This is a genomic window from Nocardia elegans NBRC 108235, assembly GCF_001612845.1.
Lineage (GTDB): Bacteria > Actinomycetota > Actinomycetes > Mycobacteriales > Mycobacteriaceae > Nocardia > Nocardia nova.
The window spans coordinates 24,915-46,648 of record NZ_BDBF01000006.1 but is presented as its reverse complement, the minus strand read 5'-3'; the positions used below and the strand labels follow the sequence as shown (position 1 = coordinate 46,648).

Genomic DNA, 21,734 nt, shown 5'->3' with positions numbered 1-21,734 from the left:
GCGCGTAAATCTGCCGAATCCCTCCTGATGAACTTTTTCGCCTCTGGCCCGATTCGCCGGAAAATTTACTGAGGCGTCCGTCGGGTTGCTCTCCATTCCTATGAGCCACTTCCCCGGCTTCCCGGATTCCCGTCACGAAACGTCACAGTGACGTAATGAGGGTGCCTGGGCGGGTCTGCCGCCGACGGTTCCGATACACATCACCGCGCGCCTCCCGGACGTCTTGTGATTCGAAGGCAGTGCGCACCGCCTGGATTGGTACCCGCCACGAGACCGTCGCGGCTGCGGTGGTGGCTTGTTAGCGTCCTCGGTAGGAGGTGTCATGAAGGCAGCGCGGCCTTTCGATGTCGATGTGGTGATCGTCGGATCCGGATTCGGCGGCAGTGTGACGGCATTGCGATTGGTGGAGAAGGGATATTCGGTCGCTGTACTCGAGGCCGGGCGACGCTACGAAGACGCCGACTTCGCCACCACGAGCTGGGATCTGCGGCGATATCTGTGGGCGCCGGCACTGGGCTGCTACGGCATCCAGCGGATCCACCGGCTGCGCGACTGTTTCATCCTCGCCGGCGCCGGAGTCGGCGGCGGCTCGCTCAACTACGCCAACACCCTCTACAAACCGGGACGCGCGTTCTTCGAGGACCGGCAGTGGGCCGAGATCACCGACTGGGACGCCGAACTCACCCCGCACTACGACCAGGCCCGGCGCATGCTCGGTGTCGTGGAGAATCCGCACACCACCCCAGCCGATGAGATCATCCGCTCGGTGGCCGAGGATATGGGCGTCGCCGATACTTACGTCCCGACGCCGGTCGGCGTGTACTTCGGCGAGCCCGGAGTCGTGAGCGCAGACCCCTATTTCGGTGGCGTCGGACCGGAGCGCACGGGCTGTATCGAATGCGGCGAGTGCATGACCGGTTGCCGGCACGGCGCCAAGAACACACTGGTCAAGAACTATCTCGGTTTGGCCGAAAGCGCTGGGGCGCAGGTACATCCGATGACGACGGTGACCGCGCTGCGACCGCAGGACGACGGCAGCTGGCGCGTCGACACGCGCCGGACGGGCCGATTGCGGGGTGGCAAGCGCAGCTTCTCGGCGCGGTACGTGGTGCTGGCGGCGGGGACCTGGGGTACGCAGCGGTTGCTGTTCCGGATGCGTGATACGGGGGTGCTGCCGTCGCTCTCGCCGCAACTGGGCGTGCTGACCCGCACGAATTCGGAGGCGATTCTGGGGGCGGGCCGCACCCGGGTGGACACCGGCCTGGATCTGACGGCGGGTGTGGCGATCACCTCGTCGTTCCATCCGACCGCCGATACCCATATCGAGCCGGTGCGCTACGGCAAGGGCTCGAACACGATGGGGTTGTTGCAGACCTATCTGGTCGACGGCGGGAAGGCCGTGCCGCGCTGGGTGCGGGTGCTGGCGATCGCGGCCACCCATCCGGTGCGGACGGTGCGGTTGCTGCGGACACGGCGCTGGAGTGAGCGGACGTTGATTCTGCTGGTGATGCAGAGTCTGGACAATTCGATCACCACGTTCACCCGGCGTGGGCTGTTCGGTCGCCGCTACACCAGCAGACAGGGCTACGGCGAGCCGAATCCGTCGTGGATTCCGGCCGGGCACGAGGTGACGCGGCGGGTGGCCGGCAAACTCGGCGCCACGGCGGGCAGTACCTGGCCGGATATTTTCGGTGTGCCGATGACGGCGCATTTCATCGGTGGGTGCGTGATCGGCGGCGACCGCGAGCACGGTGTGATCGATCCGTATCACCGTGTGCACGGTTATCCGACGTTGAGCATCGTGGACGGGTCGGCGATCTCGGCGAATCTCGGTGTGAATCCGTCGTTGACGATCGCCGCTCAGGCCGAGCGGGCGGCGTCGATGTGGCCGAACAAGAACGAGTGGGATCCGCGTCCGCCGATGGATCTGCCCTACCGGCGCATCGATCCGGTCCCGCCGGTGGCGCCGGTGGTTCCGCCCTCCTCCCCTGCCGCGTTGCGGCTGCCGATCGTGGAGGTCCGCCATATGGCCGCGGATGGTCGCCCGGCCTGAACCGGCGCGTCGGCGGTTCTGGGCGTCAGCGTGTGAGGCGCCCCAACAGTGCTGAGGCACAGACGATTCCGAGGAGGGCGGCCAGGACGAGGACGCCGAAGTCGGTCCACAGGTCGGCGGTGCCGCCGACGAGCAGGCCGCGCAGGGCGTCGACCTCGTAGCTGAGCGGGTTGACGTGGCTGACGGCGTGCAACCAGCCGGGCATGAGTGCCAGCGGGTAGAGGGCGTTGGAGGCGAAGAACAGCGGCATGGTGATGGCCTGGCCGATGCCCATGAGACGGTCGCGCTTGGTGACCAGCCCGGCGATGGTCATCGACAGGCAGGCGAAGAAGGCGGCACCGAGGACGACGACGGCGAGGGCGCCGAGCAGTTTCAGCGGGTTCATCGTCATGTGGACGCCCATGATCAGGGCGAGCACGACGATGATCAGCACCTGGGCGATGGCGCGTACTCCGGCGGCGAAGCATTTGCCGGTGATCAGCGCCGCGCGGGGTGTGGGGGTGACCATGAGTTTGTTGAGGATGCCGGCGTCGCGGTCCCAGATCAGTTGGATGCCGTAGAAGATCGCGATGAACAGTGCCGATTGGGCGATGATGCCGGGTGCGAGGAAGTCCAGGTAGGGCATGTCGCCGGTGGGAATGGTGTGCAGGCGGGCGAAGGTGGTGCCGAAGATCAGCATCCACAGCGCGGGTTGCACTGCGCGGGTGACCAATTCGGTGCGGTCGTGGCGCAGTTTCTGCAGTTCGACGATCGCGAAGGTGAGGATGCGGGAGCCCAGGGTGGCGATGCGGGCGGCGCCATGCGGGGAGTGGCGCAGGGGCGGGAGTTCAGCCGGCGCGTTGAGCGGTTCGACGGGTGCTTCGGACACCGCGCAGTCCTCCTTCGGTGGTGGGGTCGTCGTCGAGTCCGGCGTCGGCGTGGTGCCGGAAGACGTCTTCGAGGGTGGCGTGCGGGCCGAGTGCGGCCCTCAGGTCTGCGGGTGCGCCTGCGGCGCGCAGTTTTCCCTTGTGCAGCAGGGCGATTCGGTCGCAGAGGCTGTCGGCTTCGGCCATGTAGTGGGTGGTGAGCAGGACGGTGGTGCCGAAGCGGGTGCGAAGGTCGTGGACGCGTTCCCACACGCTGTCGCGGGCGATGGGGTCGAGGCCGACGGTGGGTTCGTCGAGGATGAGCAGGGCGGGCCGGTTGACGAGGGCTTGGGCGAGTTCGAGGCGGCGGATCATGCCGCCGGAGTAGCCGGCGGCGAGGCGGTCGGCGACGTCGAGCAGGTTCATGGCGTCGAGGGCTTCGGTGACGCGGTGGCGGCGTTCGCGGCGGGGGACGTCGAAGAGGCGGGCGAACCAGGTGACGTTCTGGCGGCCGGTGAGGGTGGCTTCGATGGAAAGTTGTTGGGGGACGTAGCCGAGGTTGTAGCGGATGTCGGTGTCGCGGCGGCCGGCTCGGAAGCCGAGGATGTCGACGGTGCCGTGCTGGATGGGCATCAGGGTGGTGAGCAGGCGGATGGTGGTGGTTTTGCCGGCGCCGTTGGGGCCGAGGAGGCCGAAGATTTCGCCGCGTTCGATGCGCAGGTCGAGGTGGTCGACGACGGTGTGGTCGCCGTAGCGGTGGGTGAGGTTGTGGCAGTCGATGGCGGGGACGGCGGCGGCGGGGTGTTCGGGTGGGGCGTGGGGGGTCATCGTCGTCCTTGTTCGTGGTCGTGCAGGAGTTCGGTGATCTTGTCGACGACGGCGAGGCCGCGGAGGAGGTCGTCGCGTTCGGCCGGTGTGAGGGCGTCGAGGGCGGTGGCGACGATGTCGTGGCGGCGTCTGCGGATGTCGTCGACGTCGCGCTGGACGTGGGCGGGCAGGCTCAGGCGCATGACGCGGCGGTCGGCGGGGTCGGGTTCGCGGACGAGGAGGTCGTCTTTGACGAGTGCGGTGACGAAGGTGGAGACGCTGTTGGGGGCCAGGCCCATGTCGGCGGCGGCGGATTTGACGGAGATGTGGGGGTTGCGGCCGACGAGGCGCAGGAATTCGGCTTGGGAGGCGCTGACACCGGGGCGGTCGAAGGATCGGCCGGCGATGCGGCCGACTTGGCGGCGGAAGCGGCCGAAAGCGCTCATGAGCCGAGGGACCAGGTCGGCGTGGGCGGTGGGTGGGGTGGTCACCGTCTCACAATACCTCTGACTCAGAGCTATTTTCCTGTGAGTCTCCCCCGGGTTCCAGGACGGCTCCGGCGATCGCCTTCCGTGTTACGTTGTGATCGACATCACGCGGCCGGCGGTGTTCCCGGATTGGACGCCAGTGATCTCGGACGGCCGGTCGCCCAGCGCACGGACCGGAAGGAGATCGCTGTGGCCACCGACCGGATTCTGGTCATCGTCACCAATGCCGGAGAGTACGAGAAGGTCGGCTATCGCACCGGGCTGTGGCTCGGTGAGCTGACCCATTTCTACGACTATGTCACCGAACAGGGCTATACCGTCGACATCGCCAGTCCCGCAGGCGGATTCGTGCCCATCGATCCGGAGAGCCTGGCGCACGACGTCCTGGCCGACCTCGGCACCGACCGCCGTTACCGCGATCGGGAATTCATGGATCTGCTCGACCGTACGCGCAGCATCGGCGAGATCGAGGTCGAGGATTACGACGCGATCTACTTCACCGGCGGGCACGGGGTCATGTTCGACTTCGGCGGCGACGATCTCGGCGCGCTGACCGCGGCGTTCCACGACAGCGGCCGCGTGGTGTCGGCGGTGTGCCACGGGCCGGTCGGGTTGCTGAACGTCTCGCTGGAGAGCGGGGCCGCGCTGATCGCTGGGCGGCGGGTGACCGGGTTCTCGTGGCCGGAGGAGGAAGCCGCCCAGCGTGCCGACGCGGTACCGTTCAACCTTCAGGACGAACTCGTGAAAGTGGGCGCCGACTACAGCATGGCCGACGAGCCGTTCGGGGTCCACGTCGTGACGGACGGGCGGCTGATCACCGGTCAGAATCCCGCCAGTGCCCGCGGCGTGGCCGAAGCTGTGGTCGCGACCCTGAGAGGAGATCAGCGGTGAGCGATTCCGGCAGCGATATCGATGTCGAGGTGCCCGCCAGCGGGACCGGTTGCGCGGAGTGTGTCGCCGCCGGCGGCTGGTGGGTGCATCTGCGTCGGTGCGCGCGCTGCGGGCATGTGGGTTGCTGCGACACCTCCCCCGCCCAGCACGCCACCGCCCACTTCCGCAGCACCGGCCATCCGATCATCCAGAGCTTCGAACCGGGTGAGGACTGGTTCTACGACTACCGCGACGGCGCGGTCGGTGAGGGGCCGCAATTGGCGCCGCCGACCAGCCGTCCGGAGACGCAGCCGGTGCCGGGGCCGGCGGGGAAGGTGCCCGCCGACTGGCAGGACCATATCCACTGACGCATGCGCGGCGCCGGGCCCCGGCGGTGTGGCGGGGCCGCTCACTGGGGACGTTCGTCCTCATCGCATGAGGTACGCCGCCTCTGGGAGGGGTCGCGGGCCGGGGCGCAGGCTCGACGTATGACTCACGAAACTGTTCGCATCGCAGTCGTTTTCGCCACCTCGCAGGGCTCGACCCGGGAGATCGCCGACTATATCGGGGCGGCGCTGGCCAACCGCGGAGCCGATGTGGAGGTCGCCGATGTGGCGCATGCGCCCGAGTTGTCGCGGTTCGACGCGGTGATCCTCGGCAGTGCCGTGCACAACATGGATGTGCTTCCCGAGATGTCGGGGTTCGTTCGGAGTCATCGCTACGAGCTGGCCGCGACGAATGTGTGGCTGTTCACCGTGGGGCTCGGGCCGGCGCTGCGGGGGCCGATCGGGCGGCGGATGGGCAGAATCGTGCCGCCGAAGATCGCCGCGTTGCGCGATTCGATCCATCCGGTCGGCTACCGCGCCTTCGCGGGCCATTTCGAGAACGTGGGGGTGTCGCTGAAAGCGCGGATCATCTACCGCCTGCTCGGCGGGGGTCGCTTCGGTGACCTGCGCGACTGGCCGGCGATCGGCGAATGGACGGCGACGATCGGCCGGATCCTGCTTCTGCCCCAGCCCGCCGCGAATATCGCCTACCCGTAGTCCGCCCCCTGCGGCCGGTGAGAGGAAGGTACGCCGTGACATCGGAACCTGTTCTCGTGGCTTACGGCTCCACACGGGGCGGTACTGCCGAAATGGCGGAGTGGATCGGCGAGTCGCTGCGCGCGGCCGGTGTCGACGCCGAGGTCCGCAATGCGCGTGAGGTTCGCTCCCTCGACGGCTATGGGGCGGTGGTCCTCGGCGGTGCGCTCTACACCGGTCGCTGGCATCGTCACGCCCGCCGCTTCGCCCGTCGTTTCGCGCGGCAGATGCGCACGCGGCCGGTCTGGCTGTTCGCCAGTGGGCCGCTGGACGACTCGCTCACCTCCGGCGGTCCCGAAAAGGTGCCGGGGGTCAAAGCCGTCGAGCGAGCCGCCCGTCGCGTGAATGCCCGGGAGTACACGATTTTCGGTGGCCGCCTGCAGGCCGATGCCCACGGTTTCCCGGCCGCGGCGATGGCCAAGACGATGGCGGGTGATTTCCGTGACCCGCAACATGTTCGCGAGTGGGCGAGCGGTCTGGCCGCCGAGCTCATTGCGGGTCCGCGTTGATCGCTGCGCAGGGGCGGTATCGGGCTGTCGTTCAGGACTCCTCGTAGCGGATGCTGTGGGCCGCGGCGATGGGGTTGATCTTGCGTGGGTCGAGCGCGCCGTCGGTGAGCACGGTGGGCCCCGCGTCGAACAGATCTTCCAGATAGCATTCCCATCCGCCCGGTGACGATATCTGGATCACTGTGGGCGGCGGGTTCGAGACCGCGCGCAGGGCGTGCGGGATGCCGTGCGGCAAAAGGACGAACGTTCCGGCGGGCGCTACGTACGACCGGTCGTCGAAGTCGACGCCGAGTTCACCGCTGAGCACATAGATGGCTTCGTCGGCCACCTCGTGGGTGTGTCGCGGGATATCGCGCGCCAGGGTCACCTCGAGCAATGAGAACCGGCCCTCGGTGTCGGCGGTGGTGGCCTTGACCGCGAAGGCGGGTGGCATCGGAATCCGGCCCGGGCGTATCTCGCCCGGGGCCAATCGGAGAAATCTGTTGTGCGACATCGTGCTACCCTTCCGGCGACAAAACGGAATCGGAATCCGTTTCCGTCTAGATGGTAGCCGGAAAGGACGCACGGATGTCAACGCCCGCGACGCCACGAAAGACGCGCGCCGACGCGGCACGCAACCGCGACCGCCTCCTCGGGGCCGCTCGGAAATTGTTCGCCGAGAAGGGCTCTCAGGTGCAGTTGCCCGACGTGGCGCGCGCCGCGGGTGTCGGGGTCGGCACGGTCTATCGCCACTTCCCCACCCTCGCGGAGCTGGTCGACGCGGCCGCCGAACAGCGCTTCGCGGAGATCGAGAACTACGCGCGCACAGAATGTCTCACGCATGCCGGGGCCGGCGAGGGGCTGCGACGCTATCTGATGCATGTGGGTGAGCTGCTCAGCGCCGATCGCGGCCTGTCCGCGGCCGTCGAAGCCGCCCGCCACTCGCCCGGCAGCGAGCCGCGCGGCATGTCTCGTGCCCGGCTGGAAGCCGTTGTCGGCGAGATCATCGCGGGCGATCGCGAGGCCGGCGCGCTGCGGGAGGACTGTACCGCCGCGGACGCCTACCTGCTCGTCGGTGCGATCTCGGCGACGATTCGCACCGGCAGCGGGAATTGGCGGCGCCTGCTCGACCTGATGCTCGACGGCCTACGGCCGCGTATGTCGTAGCCGTCGCGGATCAGCCGAGTTGTCGTGCGGCCGAGGGGTTCACGGGGACGCCGCGGTCGACGAGGTCGGAGGCGAAGCGGCGCAGCAGTGGGTCGGCGGGGGTGGCGAGCAGGCAGACGAGATCGCGGGACACGCTGGGATGCAAGCGTTTCAGGGTCGCGGGCAGGCCGGAGCCCAGGGCGGTGACGGGGACCAGGGCGATGCCGAGCCCGGCCGCCGCCAGTTGTGCCGCGGTGGCAGCCTGCCGGGTGCGCATGACCGGGCTGAGGGTGACGCCGTGGGCCGCGGCTCGGGCGTCGAGCCAGCCGGCGAGGCCGTTGTCGGGGTGGTAGTGCACCACCGGTTGGTCGTGGAGGTCGTCGAAGCGGAGCCGATCCTGCCGGGTCAGGGCGTGGTCGGCGGGGAGGACCGCGACGATCTCCTCGGTGCCGACGAGTTCGGATGCACCGGTCCAGCGAGTCGGCCGGGGTCCCAAAGCCAGGTCGGCCGTTCCGGATTCGAGGTGGCGGACGAGGTCGTCGGCGCTCGTTGCCTCGGTGAGCGTCACGTGCACCGCGGGGTGGCGGCGCAACCAGGTGCGCAGTACGGGGGCGAGCAGACTCGCGGTCAGGCTCTCCGCGCAGGCCAATCGCAACAGGCCGCCTTCGCCCCGGGCCGCGGCCCGGCCGCCGTCGACGACGCGAGCGGCCGCGGTCAACGCGGCGCGGGCGTCGGCCTCGACGGCGCGGCCGATGGCGGTGGCGCGCACCCCGCGCGGCAGCCGTTGCAAGACCGGCGCGCCGATCTCGCGTTCGAGCGCCGCCAACTGGTGCGACAGCGCGGGTTGTGACATGTGCAGTGCGGTGGCGGCGTCGGTGATCGAGCCGGCGTCGAGCACGGCGATGAGGCATTCCAGTGCCCGCAGCGTTGGCATTCGTACATACTATGGCAGCGATCGAAAACATTCATTCGGCGAAGGGATTATCCGGTGCTGTCGCGCTGCTGAACCGGGCATGACAACGCTGCAAGACAAGAAGATGGTCATCGTCGGCGCCGGATCGGGCATCGGCCGACGTCTGGCCGCCGACGCCGAAGCGCAGGGGGCGCAGGTGATTTCGGTGGGCCGGCCCGAACTGGACCTGGCCGACGAGGCGACTGTGCGCGCCATGGCCGAACGCATCGGCGAGGTGGACTACCTGGTGTCGCCGGCCGCCGACCACGCCAACGGTCCGGTCACCACACTCGACCACGACGCGGTGCGCCGCGCCTTCGACGCCAAGGTGATCGGGCCGATCCTGCTCGCCAAGCACTTCGCTCCGCGATTCCGTGCCGGAGGTGCGATGCTGCTGTTCTCCGGTATCGCGGCGTGGCGGCCGTCCCCGGGACGGTCGGTGATGGCCACCACCAACGCCGCGGCCGCCGCTCTGGCCGAGGCGTTGGCGGTCGAGCTGGCGCCGGTGCGCGTCACCGCGATCTCCCCCGGCATCGTCGACTCGGGGGTGTGGGACGGCCCCGGCAAGGAGGGGTTCTTCCGGACCGTCGCCGATCGCAATCCGGCTCGCCGGGTCGGGACACCGGCCGACATCTCCGCCGCGGCGCTGCTGGCGCTGACCAACCCCTTCCTCACCGGCACCACCCTGCATGTCGACGGCGGCGGGAGACTGGCATGAGGATCGCGCTGTTCGTCTGCGCCGCACTGTTTCTCGGTGCCTGCTCGGCGCAGCCGCCGCACCCGGCCGACCCCGTCGACCGTTCCGGCGACCTGGTCGTACCGCGAGCCGTGCACATCGACGGCGGACTCGGCGCCGACCGGGCCGCACGCGAAGTTCGTGCGGCACAACGGCTCTACACCTTCTGGAACACCGGCAACGTCGACTACCTGCGGCAGGCTGTCACACCGTCGTTCCGGGACAACACACTGCCGCCGGGCCGGCCGCAGGGGCCGGCCGGACCCGCCGCGGCGTCGAAGGCCTTCCGCGCCGCCGTCCCCGACCTCACCTGTGAGCTGTCGGATCTGTACGTCACCGGGGACACCCTCACGGCACGTCTGGTCTTCCGCGGCCATTTCACCGGCAGTTACAACGGGGCCGGCGGTTCCGGGCAGGCCGTCGAATTCGACGCCATCGACATCCAGCACCTCGGCGACGACCACGCCCGGATCATCGAGGATTGGCATATCGAGGACAACCTGAGGTTCCTGCGCCAGATCGGGCAGACACCGTGACCGCCGTCCCGATCGCCGGGATGGGACCGAGCGCTCCCAATATCGCCTTACGGCCGGATTGACACCTGTAAGGTGCAGGCTGCCGGGGCCGTGCGACGGCGCCCGGCAGCCGCCGACAGGCGATCTCGTGATGTGGGCAAGCGTGATGTGGGCAAGGAGGTGACACGTCGTGCACGAGGATATCGACCTCACCGCCCTGGACCGGTTCACCAATGGCTTCCCGCATCGGATATTCGATCGGCTGCGGCGGGAAACGCCGGTCTGGTTTCATCCGCCCACCGCGCACAGCCCCGGCGGCGACGGTTTCTGGGTGCTCAGCCGCTACGCCGACATCGTCGCCGCGGCCACCGACACCACGGTGTTCTCCTCCGAATCCGGCGGCGGACGCGACGGCGGCGGCACCACGCTCGAGGATATGCCGCTGGGTGTGCCGGTCGGGGCGCTGCTGAACATGATGGACGATCCCCGCCACGCGAAGATCCGTCGCCTGCTCGCCCCCAGCACCACTCCCCGAGCACTGCGGCGGATCGAGAACGACCTGCGCCGGCGCGCGGCCGATATCGTCGACGCGGCCGTGGCGAAGGGTGACTGCGACTTCCTCACCGACGTGGCCGCGGAACTGCCGCTGCAGGCCGTCGCCGAACTGGCGGGTGTGCCGCAAGCCGATCGCCACGAACTGATGAACTGGGCGAACGTCACCCTGGACTACGACGGCCGCGAAGTCGGTGAGGTCGACGACCGTCTCGCGCGGGCACAGGCTCGCATGTTCGCCTATGCCGCGGAGCTGCTGCAGCGCAAACGCGTCGCGCCGGGTGAGGATCTGCTGTCGGTGATCACGCACGTACTCGTCGACGACGAGCCGCTGACCGATGCCGAACAACACCTGTTCCTGTCCCTCGTCGTGGCCGCGGGCAGCGAGACGACACGCAACTCCATCGCCATCGGCACGGCCGCACTCAGCGAATCGCCGCGGCTGTGGAAACAGTTGCAGCAGGACAGGTCTCGCCTGCCGGCGGCCGTGGAGGAGATGCTGCGCTGGGCGTCCTCGACGCCCTACAACCGGCGCACGGCCACCGCGGACGTGTGGATCGGCGGCCACCGCGTCGCCGCCGGTGACAAGGTCACGCTGTGGTGGGCCTCGGCCAACCGCGACGACAGTGTGTTCACCGACCCGCATCGCTTCGACATCACCCGAAACCCCAACCCACACGTGGCTTTCGGGCGCGGCGTGCACTTCTGCCTGGGCGCGTCGCTGGCGCGGATGGAAATGCGGGTCATGTTCGACGCACTGCTGGATCGGGTCGAAACCCTCACTCCGCGTGGGCCCGTCGAGTACGTCCGCAGCAACAAACACACCGGTATCCGGCATATGCCGGTCACGATCGGCGCACGATGAGATCTGAGCGGCCCGTGGGTGACCCGCCCGAGTGAAAGGAGGCAGCCAGTGGCTACCGAACCGACCGTGGAGAACGTCAGCCGACTGCAGAGCTCGAGCCGCGACGTCACCCAGTTGCCCTCGATCCTCGCCGACTGGCTGGCCACGGTCATGCCGAACGGGCAGCGGCCCGAGATCACCGTGGTCGGCGGGATCGACGCCAACGGCATGTCCTCGGAGACGATCGTGCTCACCGCCCGCTGGGACGACGACGGCGCCGTCGTGGATCGGAAATGGGTGATGCGGGTGGCGCCCACCGAGGCCGACGTCCCGGTCTTCCCGGTCTACCGTCTGGATCATCAGGCCCAGGTGATCGAGGCCGCCGGCACGAGGGCCGGCATTCCGGTCCCACGGGTGCGGTTTCTGGAGAACACGGGAACGGTGCTGGGTGCGCCGTTCTTCATCATGGACTACGTCGAGGGAATCGTCCCGCCCGATGTGATGCCGTATACGTTCGGCGGCAACTGGTTCTTCGACGCGGCCCCCGAGCAGCAGCGCGAACTGCAGGACGCCACCATCGAGGTGCTCGCGAAGCTGCACTCGATTCCCGACGCGGGCAGCGCATTCGGGTTCCTCGTCGCCGACCGCGCCGGCGACACCGCGCTGGGAAAGAATCTGGCCTGGCTGCGGGCGTGGTACGACTTCTCGGTACCCGACATCGGGGGTTCAGCGCTGGTCGAGCGTGCCTTCGAATGGCTCGACACCCACTGGCCCGAGCAGATCGCGGCCGGTGAGACCGTGCTGTTGTGGGGTGACGCGCGGATAGGCAATGTGCTCTACCGCGACTTCCGTCCGGCCGCGGTCCTCGATTGGGAGATGACCACGGTGGGCCCCCGCGAACTCGACGTCGCGTGGTGTGTGTTCGCGCATATGGTGTTTCAGGAGCTGAGCGGGCTGGCCGGCCTGCCGGGGTTGCCGAATGTGCTGCGCGAGAACGATGTTCGCGACACGTATCGTCGCCTCACCGGTGTCGAACTCGGTAACCTGCGGTGGTTCTACGTCTACTCGGCCGTGGTCTGGGCGTGTGTGTTCCTGCGCACCGGCGCCCGGCGGGTGCACTTCGGGGAGATGCAGCGACCCGAGGATGTCGAGTCGCTGTTCTACCACGCGGCGTTGCTGCGCCGGCTAATCGGGGAAACGGCGCAGTGACCGCGGCTACCGGCCCGGTCCGAGGTAGTCGAGGATGATCCGGTCGACCTCCTCCGGCTTCTCCAGATGCAGGAAATGCCCCGCGTCCTCGATGCGGACGACGCGGCTTCCCGCGGGCAGGTGTCGCTCCAGATCGCGGAAGAAGCCGGGGCGCAGGCATCCGTCGGTGGCGCCGTAGAGCTGCAGTATGGGCTGGATCGGTGGGCTCATCAGCAGTCGGTCGAGGTCGCGGGGTCGCGTCGGCCGCGGGCGGACCAGTTGCCGGTAGTAGCCGATGATCGCCGAGCGGTGTTGCGGCGGCGCGGACGCGGCGAGGTGAGCGAGGTCGTCGGTGGCGTCGTAGCCCGGAGACCATCGCCGCCACAGGAATGCCGTCATCGGAGTGAACAATCGTTCGGGAACGGCGGGGAACTGGTTGGCGAGGATGTACCAGCTGTTCACCGACTGCGCCAGCGTCCGCCCGACCTGGCGGGCGAGGTCGCCGCGGCTGATCCGGACGCTCGCCAGGGGCGGAACGGCCGCGGCGACGAAGGCCCGGAACGGTGATTCGGGCAGTGCGGCAATGGCATTCGCGGTGAAGGCGCCCCAGTCGTGGCCGATGACGACGGCCCGGTCGGCGCCGAGGCGTTCGGCGATGCCGAGAGCGTCGGCGACGCGCGAACCGGTCGACAGGTCACCGTCGGCCGGCACCGACGACGGAGCGTATCCGCGGCTGAACGGTGCGACGGCGTAGTACCCGTGCTCTGCCAGCGCGGGTCCGAGATGGCGCCACGTCCAGGCGGTGTCGGGGTAGCCGTGCAGGCACAGTGCGAGCGGCGCCGCGGGGTCGCCCCAGGTGAGGGCGTGCAGGGTGACCTGTCCTAGATCGAATTCGGTGCGCCCCGGCGCGGGAGTGGAGGTGGATGCCATCGTGCCTCGTCGGTCGTTCCGCACCCGCTGGGTCCGGCGTCGGCTTTGCTGTTTACAGGCGTATATCCTAGTGTCTGACCCATGGTGGAGGCCGCGATACATCCTCGCCCGGCCCGGCGCTCTCTGGCCGGGCGCTCCGCCGAGACCGTGGACCGCCTGCTCGACGCCGGTCTGGACGTGCTGCGCGAACAGGGCTACGACCAGTTGTCGATGCGGGAGGTGTGCCGGCGCGCCGGGCTCACCCACGCCACGGCCTATGGCTACTTCTCGGCGAAACAGCATCTGGTGGCCGAGGCGTACTGGCGCCGGATCCGCACCTGGTGTGCGCGGCCGGTCACCGGAGATACGCCGTCGCAGCGGCTGGCGGCCGTGTTCACCGAGATGGGTGACGTGATGGCCGAGGAACCGGAACTGAGTCTGGCCGCCTCCGCCGCGATCCTCAGCCACGACCCCGACGTGTCGGCCCTGCGCACCCGCATCGGTGCCGCCATGAGCGAGCGCGTCCGCACCGCCCTGGGCGACGCGTGCACCGGCGAGCTTCTCGACGCCCTGAACATCGCCGTCAGCGGGGCGATGATCCAGGCCGGGATGGGCTACTACAGCTACCAGGAGATGACCAACCGGCTGACCTCGGTGGCGCGTCTGCTGCTGGCGGCCGGCGATCGCTGAGCCGATGCGCACGATCCCGGCGAGGCGGCACGCGCGGGATGCGCCGAGGCCGGTCGGTCGCGACGGCCGTCGCGCAAGTGCCACATTTTTGCCCGATGGGCCCGAGTTGCCGGTCTAGACTGCTGCGGATCAGCTGGTGAGATTCCTGAGGTCCTCGCACAGGGATTCTCGCACCGGTAACGAGCGACGGCCGGGCAACCGGCCGGGTGCGAGGGTGAGTCGATGAATGGCGGCAAGACACTGCGGGCCTGGTGGAACGATCCGGTCGACTACTGCTGGCTGGTACGCAGCCTGACGGCCCGATCGGCGCTGGGTCCGCTGAAAGTGCTGGTCGGTGTCGCCGGGGCGATGATCGCGGCGATGGGAGCGGTGATCACGGGCTCGCCGGTGGGACCGCCCGGCCATCCCGGCATCGCGTCCGCGGTCGGGGTCTCGTGCGGGGTGCTGTGGGCACTGCGCTGGTGGCTGCTGCGCTGGCCCGGTAAAACCGAATCGCTGCTGCTGATCGGCGGCGCCGACGTGCTGTTCATCCTGGAATTCCTGCAGGTGCCGGATCGGGTGTTCGCGGCGATGGGCACGGTACTGCTCGTGGTCACCGGCAGCTACCTCGGCTTCTTCCACAATGCGCGGGTGTTGGCCGCGCACTCGGCGTGGTCGCTGCTGGCGGTGGTCGTGGTGTCGGTGCGCATCGCCACCGGCGGCGGGCAACTGCGCCTGGCGCTCGCGGTCGGGCTGCTGCTGTTCGTGTCGGTGGTCAGTGCCCTGCCCGCGTTGCAGATCCTCTATTGGCTGCTGCGCACCGAATCGCTGTCGGACCCGCTGACCGAACTGCTGAACCGCCGCGGCCTCGAGATCCGGCTCCCGATCCTGGTCGACCGGCACCCGGCGATCAGCGTCATGACCTTCGACCTCGACAAATTCAAAAACGTCAACGACACCTGGGGTCACCGCGTCGGTGACACCGTGCTGGCGCGAACCGCCCGGCGCCTGCACGAGGCCGCGGGGCGCTCCGCGGTGGTGGCCCGCACGGGCGGCGAGGAATTCGTGGTCGCCGCGCCGATCGCCGCCGATCTCGCCCGCGCCGAGGCCGAGCGCCTGCGCCGCACGGTCGCCGAACCGTCGGACACCACGGTCGAGGTCACCGCGAGCGTCGGTGTCGCCGTCTACGACGCCAGAATCTGCCCGCAATGCCCGCGACCGACCCCGGACCGGCTGCTGCAATCCGCCGACGCCGCCATGTACCGGGCCAAACAGGCCGGGGGAAATCTGGTGGTGCTCGACGACCTCACCCCACCGCCGGATCACCACCGGGCAACCGGATAACCCCGGTCGGCGGGTGATGCCACGCCCGGGCGGTTCGGGGACTCTGTGGTGGCAGACGATCGAACGGCCGAGGAGGTTCACCATGGCGTCGACGCCGCAGCATGCCGCCGGCGACGAGCTCACCGATCGGTTCCTCGCCTATCGCGAGCTGCTGTTCTCGGTGGTCTACACCATGCTCGGCAGTGTCGCCGACACCGAAGACGTGCTGCAGGACGTGTGGCTGGCGTGGGCCGGGCGGCATCGCGATCCCGGCGCCGAGCCGGTCGAGAACCCCCGCGCCTACCTCGTCCGGGTCGCGGCCAACGCCGCGCTGGCCAAGCGGGCCGAGGTGAACCGACGCCGCGAGAGCTACGTCGGCCAGTGGTTGCCCGAACCGCTGGTGTCCGACGAGGAGGCGAGCGTCGGCGTCGAACGAGCAGAGTCGCTGTCGATGGCGTTGCTGGTGGTGCACCGCGGCGACTTCCTCACCGCCGGCGTCTTCCACATCCGGTCCGGCGGTGAGTGACCGGCCGGTGTGAAATCCGCGGCGGGCAGTGGGCGGGCAATCCCTTCGCAAATGCCTCGATGCCTGCGAGGATACGAAGTATCGAGGGAGCCGTAGCGAAGGGAGCAACGCTGATGACGAGCAGTGGGCACACCACCCATCCCGGACACGAGCACACCCACGGCGAGGGCTGCGGGCACGTCGCCATCCCGCACGGCGATCACGTCGACTACCTGCACGACGGCCATATCCACCGGGTACACGGAGACCACGTCGACGAATGCGAACCGAGCGGGCACACCGAACACGCCGGACACGAGCACGTGCACGGCGAAGGCTGCGGACACGTCGCCATCCCGCACGGCGATCATGTCGACTATCTCCACGACGGGCATCGGCACGCGCCCCACGACGGCCACTACGACGAACACTGACAGCGACACCGGCTGCCGGCTGTTCGGCGAAAGCTTTACGGCGCCAGCGCGTTTCAGCAGTCATCCGGTTTCGATGCCCGTAGCGAGAACAGCAACGGAGCCCGCGGCTGCCCCGAGGTGCCCGTTGCCGGGCTCATGGCGCGGCAGATGCGGCGGCTTCTGCGGTGGTGATGGTCTGCAGCAGGACGTTCCTGGCTGCACTGAGCTCTGCCGATCGCTGCTCGAGGACACGGAGCTGGGCGCGCAGCGCGTCCAGGACGCCGGGGCAGGGCATGACCGTGGCCTCGGCGTCGGTGCAGGGAAGAATCTGGCGGATGATGCGGGTCGGCAGACCCGCCGCGAGCAGAGCCCGAATCCGCAGGACCGTCGTGACAGCGGTCCCGTCATAGGTCCGGTATCCGTTGGACCGGCGCTCGGCCCGGAGCAGCCCTGCCCGTTCGTAGTAGCGCAGGAGGCGTTCGCTGGTCCCGGTCCGCTCGGCCAGTTCTCCGATGAGCACGTCTTTTCTTCTCCCGCTTGACCTTCCAACAGTGTCAAGCAGCAACAGTGGACGTGCCTCGCCGCATTCCAGCGGCCCCCGATTTTCTGGAGGAACCCTTGATCATCGATGCCCACAGTCATGTCCACGACCCGGTCGAGAGCCACCTCACCGCCCTGGACGCCGCCGGGGTGGATCGCGCTGTGCTCTTCGGGACCAGAGCACATCCGGAACGCGCCGTCGATCTTGCCTCACTGCGCCGCGAGATGAGTGTCCTCGACGATGCCCTGGCAGGCGGTGAGAACAGCATCGACAGATACCACACCGCCTGGGCGGAGCTTCATCGGACTCTGGATGCGCACCCGAGCCGGTTCATCGGATTCGGCTCCGTGCCGCTGAACCTGCCCGAACAGGACCTCGCGGCCCTCATCGACCGCGAAGTGGTGGGTCGCGGACTGCGCGGTATCGGGGAACTCACACCTCCCGTGGGTGAGGCTGCCCGGATCGAGCCCCTGCTCGCCGCAGCGCACGACCACGGCGGGCTGCCGGTCGTGGTGCACGGTTCTGCCCCCACCACTGCGGACGACCTGCGCACGTTGTCCCGTCTCGCCGCGCGATACCCGGCGGTTCCGCTGGTGGTCAGCCAGCTCGGCGGGATGAACTGGATGGAAGCGATCGAACTGGTGCGGGCCACACCGAGCATGTATCTGGAACTGTCCACGGCCACCATCATTTTCGCGGTGCGGCTGGCGATCCGCGAGATTCCCGAGCGGACGTTGTTCGGCTCGGACGCTCCCTATGGTGACCCGGTACTCGCCCGCACCGCCGTGGAACGGGTCACCGCTCCCGGCGAGGTGCGTGACCTGGTGCTGGGAGGAACCCTGGGAAAACTGCTGGGCATCTTCTGAACTCACGACCGTCTCCACCGATTCACCGGCCCGAGCTCACCCTGTGTGGATCGACAAGGCGATGAGCATCGCCGTGCGTTTGGCCGGATCATCCGGGTCGAGGAACCCCAGCTCGCGCATGCGCCGCATCCGATGACGCACGGTATTGGGGTGCACGGCCAGGGTGCGGGCCGCGGTGGCGGGATCGCCGTGGGCTTCGAGCCAGGCCTTCAGCGTGGGCAGGTACTGGGTGCCGGCCCGCTCGTCGATCTCCGCCAGCTGGGCGACGGGATCTCGGGACGGGAGCCGGCCGGTGGAGGCCATCGAGCGCAGGCGCTGGATCAGGACCCGGTCCCAGGCGGTGTCGTAGCAGGCCGGTTCCGGGGTGGTGGTCGCCGGCAGTGCCATGCACTCGTCGGCCTCCTGGCGGCTCGCGGGCAGCTCCCGCGCGTCGGCGGTGCCGCCGATGCCGGCGACCACGGTCATGTGCGCGGGCAGGCTCGCGGCGATGTCGGCGATCCACCGATACGCCGGTGCCGGGTCCTCACCGGCCGGCAGCAGCGTGTAGACGGTATTGCCGAACAGCGTGCTGCGACCCACGCGCGACCAGCCGAAGCCGGTGGTGGCGCGCTCGAACGCGAGCAGGATGCCGGCGTTGCGTTCCTGCTCGGCATGGGCCTGCAACGCGATGACACGCAGATCGCGCGCCGGGATACCGAGCTTGCCGATCGCGGCCTCCGCGTCGGGACTGCCTTCGATCAGCTCGATGACCAGCTCCGACTCGACCTGCCGTTCCAAATCGGCACTGACCCGCGAACGCAGCAGATGCAGCGCGACGGTGTGCGCGCCTTCCTGCAGGATTCTGGCCCGATCCGCCGAGAGCGGCTCACGGCCGGACACCCACACCGAACCCAGCAGCTCCCGGCCCGCGCGCACCGCGGCCACGGTGCGCCCGTGCAACCCGTGCTCGGGCGCGGGCGGGATGTAGCGCGGTGCGTCGGAGCGCGCGAGATGGGCGAAAATGCCCTGCTCCTCGAAGAATCGGCGTACCCGATCGGGCATGCGGCGGCCCAGAATGGTGTCCGAGCGCACCGGGTCGGTGTCGTGGTGCGCGGTCGAGTAGGCCATCACGCGTGAGAGCTGATCCTCGATCGTGACCGGTCCGTCCAGGGACGCGGAGATGGTGTCGGCCAGGGCGAACAGGTCGCTGGGACCGCGTCCGGATTCGGTTTCGCGGCCCTCGAGGACGAGCCCGTAGACCACCGAGGCGATCTGGCTCCAGGACACGCTCGGATCGATGGTCATCAGGGCTGGGCCGCGATCGTCGAGCAGCTGCCGGATCCGGGCATCCGGTGTCTCGGAGGTGCGGGCCACGATCACGCCGGCGCGGGCGTCGATGCCCAGGGCGAGCGCTTCGGCCAGGTCGGCGGCGCCGACGGCGAGGAACACGTCGCCGGTAGCCGCGTGCGGGCGAATCGGATCGTGGACCGCGACGCTGTGGATCTCGACGGTGCGGTCCACGACGGTGCCGTGCAGGCGGGCGCCGTAGCGGCTCACGATATTGATCAACCGATCCAGTTTCACCATCGGCGCAGATCACCGCTCCTTCCTGGACACGGGGCGAGCGCCACGCTGTTCGCCACAGACAACCTGTGCGATCGAGATTGTTTCCTGCTGACAATGTAGCCGGTGTGCCGGCGGGTCACTCTGGAGATGGACCTCGGTGCGGCGGATGTGGTGCCGTCCGGGGTCCGGGGTGTTGTCGGCAGTGGACGAAGAGAATGAGATGACCGGAACGGAAGGCGTCTGGTTGACGCAGGACGCGTACGAGCGGCTACGGCGGGAATTACTGGAGTTGCGGTCGGCGCAGCACGGTCCCGGAGACGAGGACGGACAGTCCGCGGCCGGGCGGCGGTTGCGCCGGCTGGAGTTGGAGGAGTTGCTGGATCGTGCCGTGGTCGGGCAGGCGCCCGCCGACGACGGCATCGCCGAACCCGGGATGGTGCTGACCGTCCGGTTCGACGACGAGCAGACCGAAACCTTCCTGCTGGGCCGGCGCGACGGCGCCGACACCGAGGAGCTGGAGGTCTATTCGCCCGAGTCGCCGCTGGGCAGCGCGCTCACCGGCGCCCGGCCCGGGCAGGTGTGCTCGTACCGGATTCCCAGCGGGGCGTCGGTGAACGTGACATTGCTCGAGGCGGTCCCCTACGGCATGCACCTGCGGCGGCGTTGATCGCGGTCGGCCGCGGTGGACTGGGCCGGAAAGTGAGGTCGTGAAATGGATTGGCCACATCTGCTCAGGTTCGTCGGTGTCACCGTCGCGTTCTCGGCACTGGTGCTGCTGGTTCTGGTGCCGCGGAAGGTGACGCGCCGACTGTGCTCGCACTGCGGGCACTCCAATATCGTGCACGACCCGGTATCGGGCCGCTGCCGCAGCGCCGTGGACGCCGGAGTCCTGGTCTCGCGCGACGGCGGCGCCGGGCCGGCGGCCGAGCGCTGCCGATGCCAGGACTATCGCGGCGAACGGTGAGGCCTCAGGAGTGGGTGTGGCCCGGTTGCCGGCGTCCGGCGAGGAAGTAGGCGATCGGCACCGTACCCGCCGAGTTGAGCAGTGTCACCGCGGTCGCCCACCGCAGTTTCGACCCCCGGATCTCCGCGGCCGGCCGACGCGCGATATCGATCAGCGCCGCGATTTTCAAGATCCCTTCGACCACGGTCGCGGCCACGATCAGCCGCCGTGTCCGCTCGTCCAGCTCGCTCCACCGTTTCCTCGCCACGAGCACCTCTTTCCGGTTCCGTCACATTTCGATCACCTCATAGTGCACGGCGGGCAACCGCCGATCCAGGGCCGAAGGGCCTCGCGTTTGGCCGCGGCCGAGTAGGGTCGGTCCGGCGGCCGTGGCCGCGTCATCGACGGGAATCACGGATGGCCGTGCACTGAGTATCGAAGCGCGACAAGCATTTTCGTCCGAGGCGGATGGTCGGTCCGTGCCGGCGCGGCGAAAGGTGAATCGATGTGCCGATTGTTCGGGCTCAGCGCGGCACCGCAGCGGGTGCACGCGACGTTCTGGTTGCTGGAGGCCTCCGACAGCCTGGCGCGGCAGAGTCGCCGCGAACCCGACGGCACCGGGCTGGGCACCTTCGAACCCGACGGCCGGCCGCTGGTGCGCAAGCAGCCCATCGCCGCCTACGAGGACAAGCAGTTCGTGCGCGAGGCCATGGAGTGCGAATCGGCGACCTTCCTCGCTCACGTGCGCTACGCCTCCACCGGGGCGACGGTCGCGGCCAACACCCACCCGTTCGAGCAACACGGGCGGCTGTTCGCCCACAACGGTGTCGTCGGGGGCCTGCCGGAACTGGAACGCGCGCTGGGTGACTACCGCGATCTGGTCGCCGGGCAAACCGATTCCGAACGGGTCTTCGCGCTCGTCACCCGGTGCATCGACGAACACGACGGCGATGTCGTCGCCGGGATCGGCGCGGCGGTCGGGTGGATCGCCGACAACCTGCCGGTGTTCGCGCTGAACTTCGTGCTCACCACCGCCCAGGATCTGTGGGCGCTGCGCTATCCCGACACCCACGACCTGTTCGTCCTCGAACGTGCCGCGGGTGGACCCGGCGGCGGCAAACACCTCGACCACGCCGGCACCGGCCCCATCCGCGCCCACTCCCCCGCGCTGGCCGACCATCCGGCCGTGGTCATCGCCACCGAACGCATGGACGGCGATCCCGGCTGGCGTGATCTGCCGGTGGGCCGGTTGCTGCACGTGGGACCCGATCTGGTGACCACCCGCCACGCCGTCGTCGACCACGCGCCGCGGCACCGGCTCACTCTCGCCGATCTCGGTGAGCACGCCGCGGCCTCACAACGAGCCACCACCTGAGACAAACGTCTGTAACAGGTTCTATTTCCCGTGTTACTGTCACTGGCATGAGACGGGGAGCCGGCACGACCGCGCGCAG

27 protein-coding genes are annotated in these 21,734 nt (G+C 68.9%); 18 read left to right on the top strand and 9 right to left on the bottom strand.

What is annotated here, in order from left to right; all coding sequences use genetic code 11:
- Positions 1-322: 322 nt before the first annotated feature.
- On the top strand, positions 323-2,053 hold the full coding sequence (locus tag NE2_RS05095; RefSeq protein WP_063024309.1) for an FAD-dependent oxidoreductase: 1,731 nt from the start codon (positions 323-325) through the stop codon (positions 2,051-2,053).
- A 25-nt stretch (positions 2,054-2,078) separates the two neighbouring features.
- Here NE2_RS05095 and NE2_RS05090 read toward each other — a convergent pair whose 3' ends face one another.
- From NE2_RS05090 to NE2_RS05080, 3 genes are read right to left on the bottom strand one after another with little or no spacing between them, the layout of a single operon-like run.
- Positions 2,079-2,870, bottom strand: coding sequence for an ABC transporter permease (locus NE2_RS05090; protein ID WP_233429684.1), 792 nt, complete (start codon positions 2,868-2,870; stop codon positions 2,079-2,081).
- A gap of 10 nt (positions 2,871-2,880) precedes the next feature.
- Positions 2,881-3,726, bottom strand: coding sequence for an ABC transporter ATP-binding protein (locus NE2_RS05085; protein ID WP_063024305.1), 846 nt, complete (start codon positions 3,724-3,726; stop codon positions 2,881-2,883).
- Positions 3,723-4,196, bottom strand: coding sequence for a MarR family winged helix-turn-helix transcriptional regulator (locus NE2_RS05080; RefSeq protein ID WP_233429671.1), 474 nt, complete (start codon positions 4,194-4,196; stop codon positions 3,723-3,725). Before NE2_RS05080 ends, NE2_RS05085 begins: the two co-directional genes overlap by 4 nt.
- A 186-nt stretch (positions 4,197-4,382) precedes the next feature.
- Between NE2_RS05080 and NE2_RS36665 the strand changes: the two genes are divergently transcribed.
- The 4 genes from NE2_RS36665 (at position 4,383) to NE2_RS05060 (ending at position 6,654) form a co-directional block, all read left to right on the top strand.
- Positions 4,383-5,084 carry a type 1 glutamine amidotransferase domain-containing protein gene (locus tag NE2_RS36665; protein WP_084493834.1) on the top strand — a complete coding sequence of 234 codons (702 nt, stop codon included), beginning with the start codon at positions 4,383-4,385 and terminating at the stop codon, positions 5,082-5,084.
- Entirely contained in the window at positions 5,081-5,431 is a 351-nt protein-coding gene (locus NE2_RS36660; RefSeq protein ID WP_063016149.1) for a UBP-type zinc finger domain-containing protein, read from the top strand. The genes NE2_RS36665 and NE2_RS36660 overlap by 4 nt, the downstream gene beginning before the upstream one ends.
- Before the next feature lie 120 nt (positions 5,432-5,551).
- Positions 5,552-6,106, top strand: coding sequence for a flavodoxin domain-containing protein (locus NE2_RS05065; protein ID WP_063024302.1), 555 nt, complete (start codon positions 5,552-5,554; stop codon positions 6,104-6,106).
- Complete coding sequence (locus NE2_RS05060) at positions 6,040-6,654, top strand: flavodoxin domain-containing protein (protein ID WP_084493809.1); 615 nt, start codon at positions 6,040-6,042, stop codon at positions 6,652-6,654. Before NE2_RS05065 ends, NE2_RS05060 begins: the two co-directional genes overlap by 67 nt.
- 31 nt (positions 6,655-6,685) lie before the next feature.
- On the opposite strand, the gene NE2_RS05055 is transcribed toward NE2_RS05060, so the two are convergent.
- Positions 6,686-7,147: a cupin domain-containing protein gene (locus NE2_RS05055; RefSeq protein ID WP_063024298.1), complete on the bottom strand. Its 462-nt coding sequence runs from the start codon at positions 7,145-7,147 to the stop codon at positions 6,686-6,688.
- A gap of 74 nt (positions 7,148-7,221) precedes the next feature.
- Here NE2_RS05055 and NE2_RS05050 point away from each other — a divergent pair, with 74 nt between their 5' ends.
- A complete protein-coding gene (locus tag NE2_RS05050) occupies positions 7,222-7,800 on the top strand; it encodes a TetR/AcrR family transcriptional regulator (protein WP_063024603.1) in 579 nt (192 codons plus the stop codon).
- A 10-nt stretch (positions 7,801-7,810) separates the two neighbouring features.
- Here the strand turns inward: NE2_RS05050 and NE2_RS05045 are convergent, their stop codons facing one another.
- Complete coding sequence (locus NE2_RS05045; protein WP_063024296.1) at positions 7,811-8,713, bottom strand: LysR family transcriptional regulator; 903 nt, start codon at positions 8,711-8,713, stop codon at positions 7,811-7,813.
- A 79-nt stretch (positions 8,714-8,792) separates the two neighbouring features.
- Here NE2_RS05045 and NE2_RS05040 point away from each other — a divergent pair, with 79 nt between their 5' ends.
- From NE2_RS05040 to NE2_RS05025, 4 genes are all read left to right on the top strand, one after another.
- Positions 8,793-9,449, top strand: coding sequence for an SDR family oxidoreductase (locus tag NE2_RS05040; RefSeq protein ID WP_063024294.1), 657 nt, complete (start codon positions 8,793-8,795; stop codon positions 9,447-9,449).
- A complete protein-coding gene (locus NE2_RS05035; protein ID WP_063024292.1) occupies positions 9,446-10,003 on the top strand; it encodes an ester cyclase in 558 nt (185 codons plus the stop codon). The genes NE2_RS05040 and NE2_RS05035 overlap by 4 nt, the downstream gene beginning before the upstream one ends.
- A 169-nt stretch (positions 10,004-10,172) precedes the next feature.
- Positions 10,173-11,399 carry a cytochrome P450 gene (locus NE2_RS05030; protein WP_063024290.1) on the top strand — a complete coding sequence of 409 codons (1,227 nt, stop codon included), beginning with the start codon at positions 10,173-10,175 and terminating at the stop codon, positions 11,397-11,399.
- Between the two features lie 48 nt (positions 11,400-11,447).
- Positions 11,448-12,587, top strand: a complete 1,140-nt coding sequence (locus NE2_RS05025) for a phosphotransferase family protein (protein WP_063024288.1) — start codon at positions 11,448-11,450, stop codon at positions 12,585-12,587.
- 6 nt (positions 12,588-12,593) lie between these two features.
- On the opposite strand, the gene NE2_RS05020 is transcribed toward NE2_RS05025, so the two are convergent.
- A complete protein-coding gene (locus NE2_RS05020; protein ID WP_063024286.1) occupies positions 12,594-13,496 on the bottom strand; it encodes an alpha/beta fold hydrolase in 903 nt (300 codons plus the stop codon).
- A gap of 81 nt (positions 13,497-13,577) precedes the next feature.
- Between NE2_RS05020 and NE2_RS05015 the strand changes: the two genes are divergently transcribed.
- The 4 genes from NE2_RS05015 (at position 13,578) to NE2_RS05000 (ending at position 16,406) form a co-directional block, all read left to right on the top strand.
- Positions 13,578-14,165 (top strand): TetR/AcrR family transcriptional regulator, encoded by a 588-nt coding sequence (locus NE2_RS05015; RefSeq protein ID WP_063024284.1) that lies wholly within the window; start codon positions 13,578-13,580, stop codon positions 14,163-14,165.
- A gap of 222 nt (positions 14,166-14,387) precedes the next feature.
- Positions 14,388-15,488: a GGDEF domain-containing protein gene (locus NE2_RS05010; RefSeq protein WP_063024282.1), complete on the top strand. Its 1,101-nt coding sequence runs from the start codon at positions 14,388-14,390 to the stop codon at positions 15,486-15,488.
- 82 nt (positions 15,489-15,570) lie between these two features.
- On the top strand, positions 15,571-15,993 hold the full coding sequence (locus NE2_RS05005) for a sigma factor (protein WP_063024280.1): 423 nt from the start codon (positions 15,571-15,573) through the stop codon (positions 15,991-15,993).
- 113 nt (positions 15,994-16,106) lie between these two features.
- Positions 16,107-16,406, top strand: a complete 300-nt coding sequence (locus NE2_RS05000; RefSeq protein WP_063024278.1) for a hypothetical protein — start codon at positions 16,107-16,109, stop codon at positions 16,404-16,406.
- A gap of 133 nt (positions 16,407-16,539) precedes the next feature.
- Here NE2_RS05000 and NE2_RS04995 read toward each other — a convergent pair whose 3' ends face one another.
- Positions 16,540-16,905 carry a MerR family transcriptional regulator gene (locus NE2_RS04995; protein ID WP_063024276.1) on the bottom strand — a complete coding sequence of 122 codons (366 nt, stop codon included), beginning with the start codon at positions 16,903-16,905 and terminating at the stop codon, positions 16,540-16,542.
- Between the two features lie 47 nt (positions 16,906-16,952).
- Between NE2_RS04995 and NE2_RS04990 the strand changes: the two genes are divergently transcribed.
- Positions 16,953-17,792 (top strand): amidohydrolase family protein, encoded by an 840-nt coding sequence (locus tag NE2_RS04990; protein ID WP_218018559.1) that lies wholly within the window; start codon positions 16,953-16,955, stop codon positions 17,790-17,792.
- A 36-nt stretch (positions 17,793-17,828) separates the two neighbouring features.
- On the opposite strand, the gene NE2_RS04985 is transcribed toward NE2_RS04990, so the two are convergent.
- Positions 17,829-19,358: a PucR family transcriptional regulator gene (locus tag NE2_RS04985; RefSeq protein WP_063024272.1), complete on the bottom strand. Its 1,530-nt coding sequence runs from the start codon at positions 19,356-19,358 to the stop codon at positions 17,829-17,831.
- A 199-nt stretch (positions 19,359-19,557) separates the two neighbouring features.
- On the opposite strand from NE2_RS04985, the gene NE2_RS04980 reads away from it, so the two are divergent.
- Positions 19,558-20,004 (top strand): GreA/GreB family elongation factor, encoded by a 447-nt coding sequence (locus NE2_RS04980; RefSeq protein WP_063016795.1) that lies wholly within the window; start codon positions 19,558-19,560, stop codon positions 20,002-20,004.
- Between the two features lie 45 nt (positions 20,005-20,049).
- Positions 20,050-20,301, top strand: coding sequence for a hypothetical protein (locus NE2_RS04975; protein ID WP_030516939.1), 252 nt, complete (start codon positions 20,050-20,052; stop codon positions 20,299-20,301).
- 4 nt (positions 20,302-20,305) lie between these two features.
- On the opposite strand, the gene NE2_RS04970 is transcribed toward NE2_RS04975, so the two are convergent.
- Complete coding sequence (locus NE2_RS04970; RefSeq protein WP_063024601.1) at positions 20,306-20,548, bottom strand: hypothetical protein; 243 nt, start codon at positions 20,546-20,548, stop codon at positions 20,306-20,308.
- A 237-nt stretch (positions 20,549-20,785) separates the two neighbouring features.
- Here NE2_RS04970 and NE2_RS04965 point away from each other — a divergent pair, with 237 nt between their 5' ends.
- Positions 20,786-21,655, top strand: coding sequence for a class II glutamine amidotransferase (locus tag NE2_RS04965; RefSeq protein ID WP_063024270.1), 870 nt, complete (start codon positions 20,786-20,788; stop codon positions 21,653-21,655).
- Positions 21,656-21,734: the final 79 nt, after the last annotated feature.

What these genes read in the sequence shown, in the direction of transcription:
- NE2_RS04975 (WP_030516939.1), top strand. Translation starts at nt 20,050, where the DNA reads ATGGATTGGCCACATCTGCTCAGGTTCGTCGGTGTCACCGTCGCGTTC.
- NE2_RS05005 (WP_063024280.1), top strand. Translation starts at nt 15,571, where the DNA reads ATGGCGTCGACGCCGCAGCATGCCGCCGGCGACGAGCTCACCGATCGG.
- NE2_RS04980 (WP_063016795.1), top strand. Translation starts at nt 19,558, where the DNA reads ATGACCGGAACGGAAGGCGTCTGGTTGACGCAGGACGCGTACGAGCGG.
- NE2_RS05085 (WP_063024305.1), bottom strand. Translation starts at nt 3,726, where the DNA reads ATGACCCCCCACGCCCCACCCGAACACCCCGCCGCCGCCGTCCCCGCC.
- NE2_RS05000 (WP_063024278.1), top strand. Translation starts at nt 16,107, where the DNA reads ATGACGAGCAGTGGGCACACCACCCATCCCGGACACGAGCACACCCAC.
- NE2_RS05035 (WP_063024292.1), top strand. Translation starts at nt 9,446, where the DNA reads ATGAGGATCGCGCTGTTCGTCTGCGCCGCACTGTTTCTCGGTGCCTGC.
- NE2_RS05055 (WP_063024298.1), bottom strand. Translation starts at nt 7,147, where the DNA reads ATGTCGCACAACAGATTTCTCCGATTGGCCCCGGGCGAGATACGCCCG.
- NE2_RS05045 (WP_063024296.1), bottom strand. Translation starts at nt 8,713, where the DNA reads ATGCCAACGCTGCGGGCACTGGAATGCCTCATCGCCGTGCTCGACGCC.
- NE2_RS05015 (WP_063024284.1), top strand. Translation starts at nt 13,578, where the DNA reads ATGGTGGAGGCCGCGATACATCCTCGCCCGGCCCGGCGCTCTCTGGCC.
- NE2_RS05060 (WP_084493809.1), top strand. Translation starts at nt 6,040, where the DNA reads ATGGACGGCGACGATCGGCCGGATCCTGCTTCTGCCCCAGCCCGCCGC.
- NE2_RS05050 (WP_063024603.1), top strand. Translation starts at nt 7,222, where the DNA reads ATGTCAACGCCCGCGACGCCACGAAAGACGCGCGCCGACGCGGCACGC.
- NE2_RS05040 (WP_063024294.1), top strand. Translation starts at nt 8,793, where the DNA reads ATGACAACGCTGCAAGACAAGAAGATGGTCATCGTCGGCGCCGGATCG.
- NE2_RS05095 (WP_063024309.1), top strand. Translation starts at nt 323, where the DNA reads ATGAAGGCAGCGCGGCCTTTCGATGTCGATGTGGTGATCGTCGGATCC.
- NE2_RS05020 (WP_063024286.1), bottom strand. Translation starts at nt 13,496, where the DNA reads ATGGCATCCACCTCCACTCCCGCGCCGGGGCGCACCGAATTCGATCTA.
- NE2_RS04985 (WP_063024272.1), bottom strand. Translation starts at nt 19,358, where the DNA reads ATGGTGAAACTGGATCGGTTGATCAATATCGTGAGCCGCTACGGCGCC.
- NE2_RS05010 (WP_063024282.1), top strand. Translation starts at nt 14,388, where the DNA reads ATGAATGGCGGCAAGACACTGCGGGCCTGGTGGAACGATCCGGTCGAC.
- NE2_RS05065 (WP_063024302.1), top strand. Translation starts at nt 5,552, where the DNA reads ATGACTCACGAAACTGTTCGCATCGCAGTCGTTTTCGCCACCTCGCAG.
- NE2_RS04965 (WP_063024270.1), top strand. Translation starts at nt 20,786, where the DNA reads ATGTGCCGATTGTTCGGGCTCAGCGCGGCACCGCAGCGGGTGCACGCG.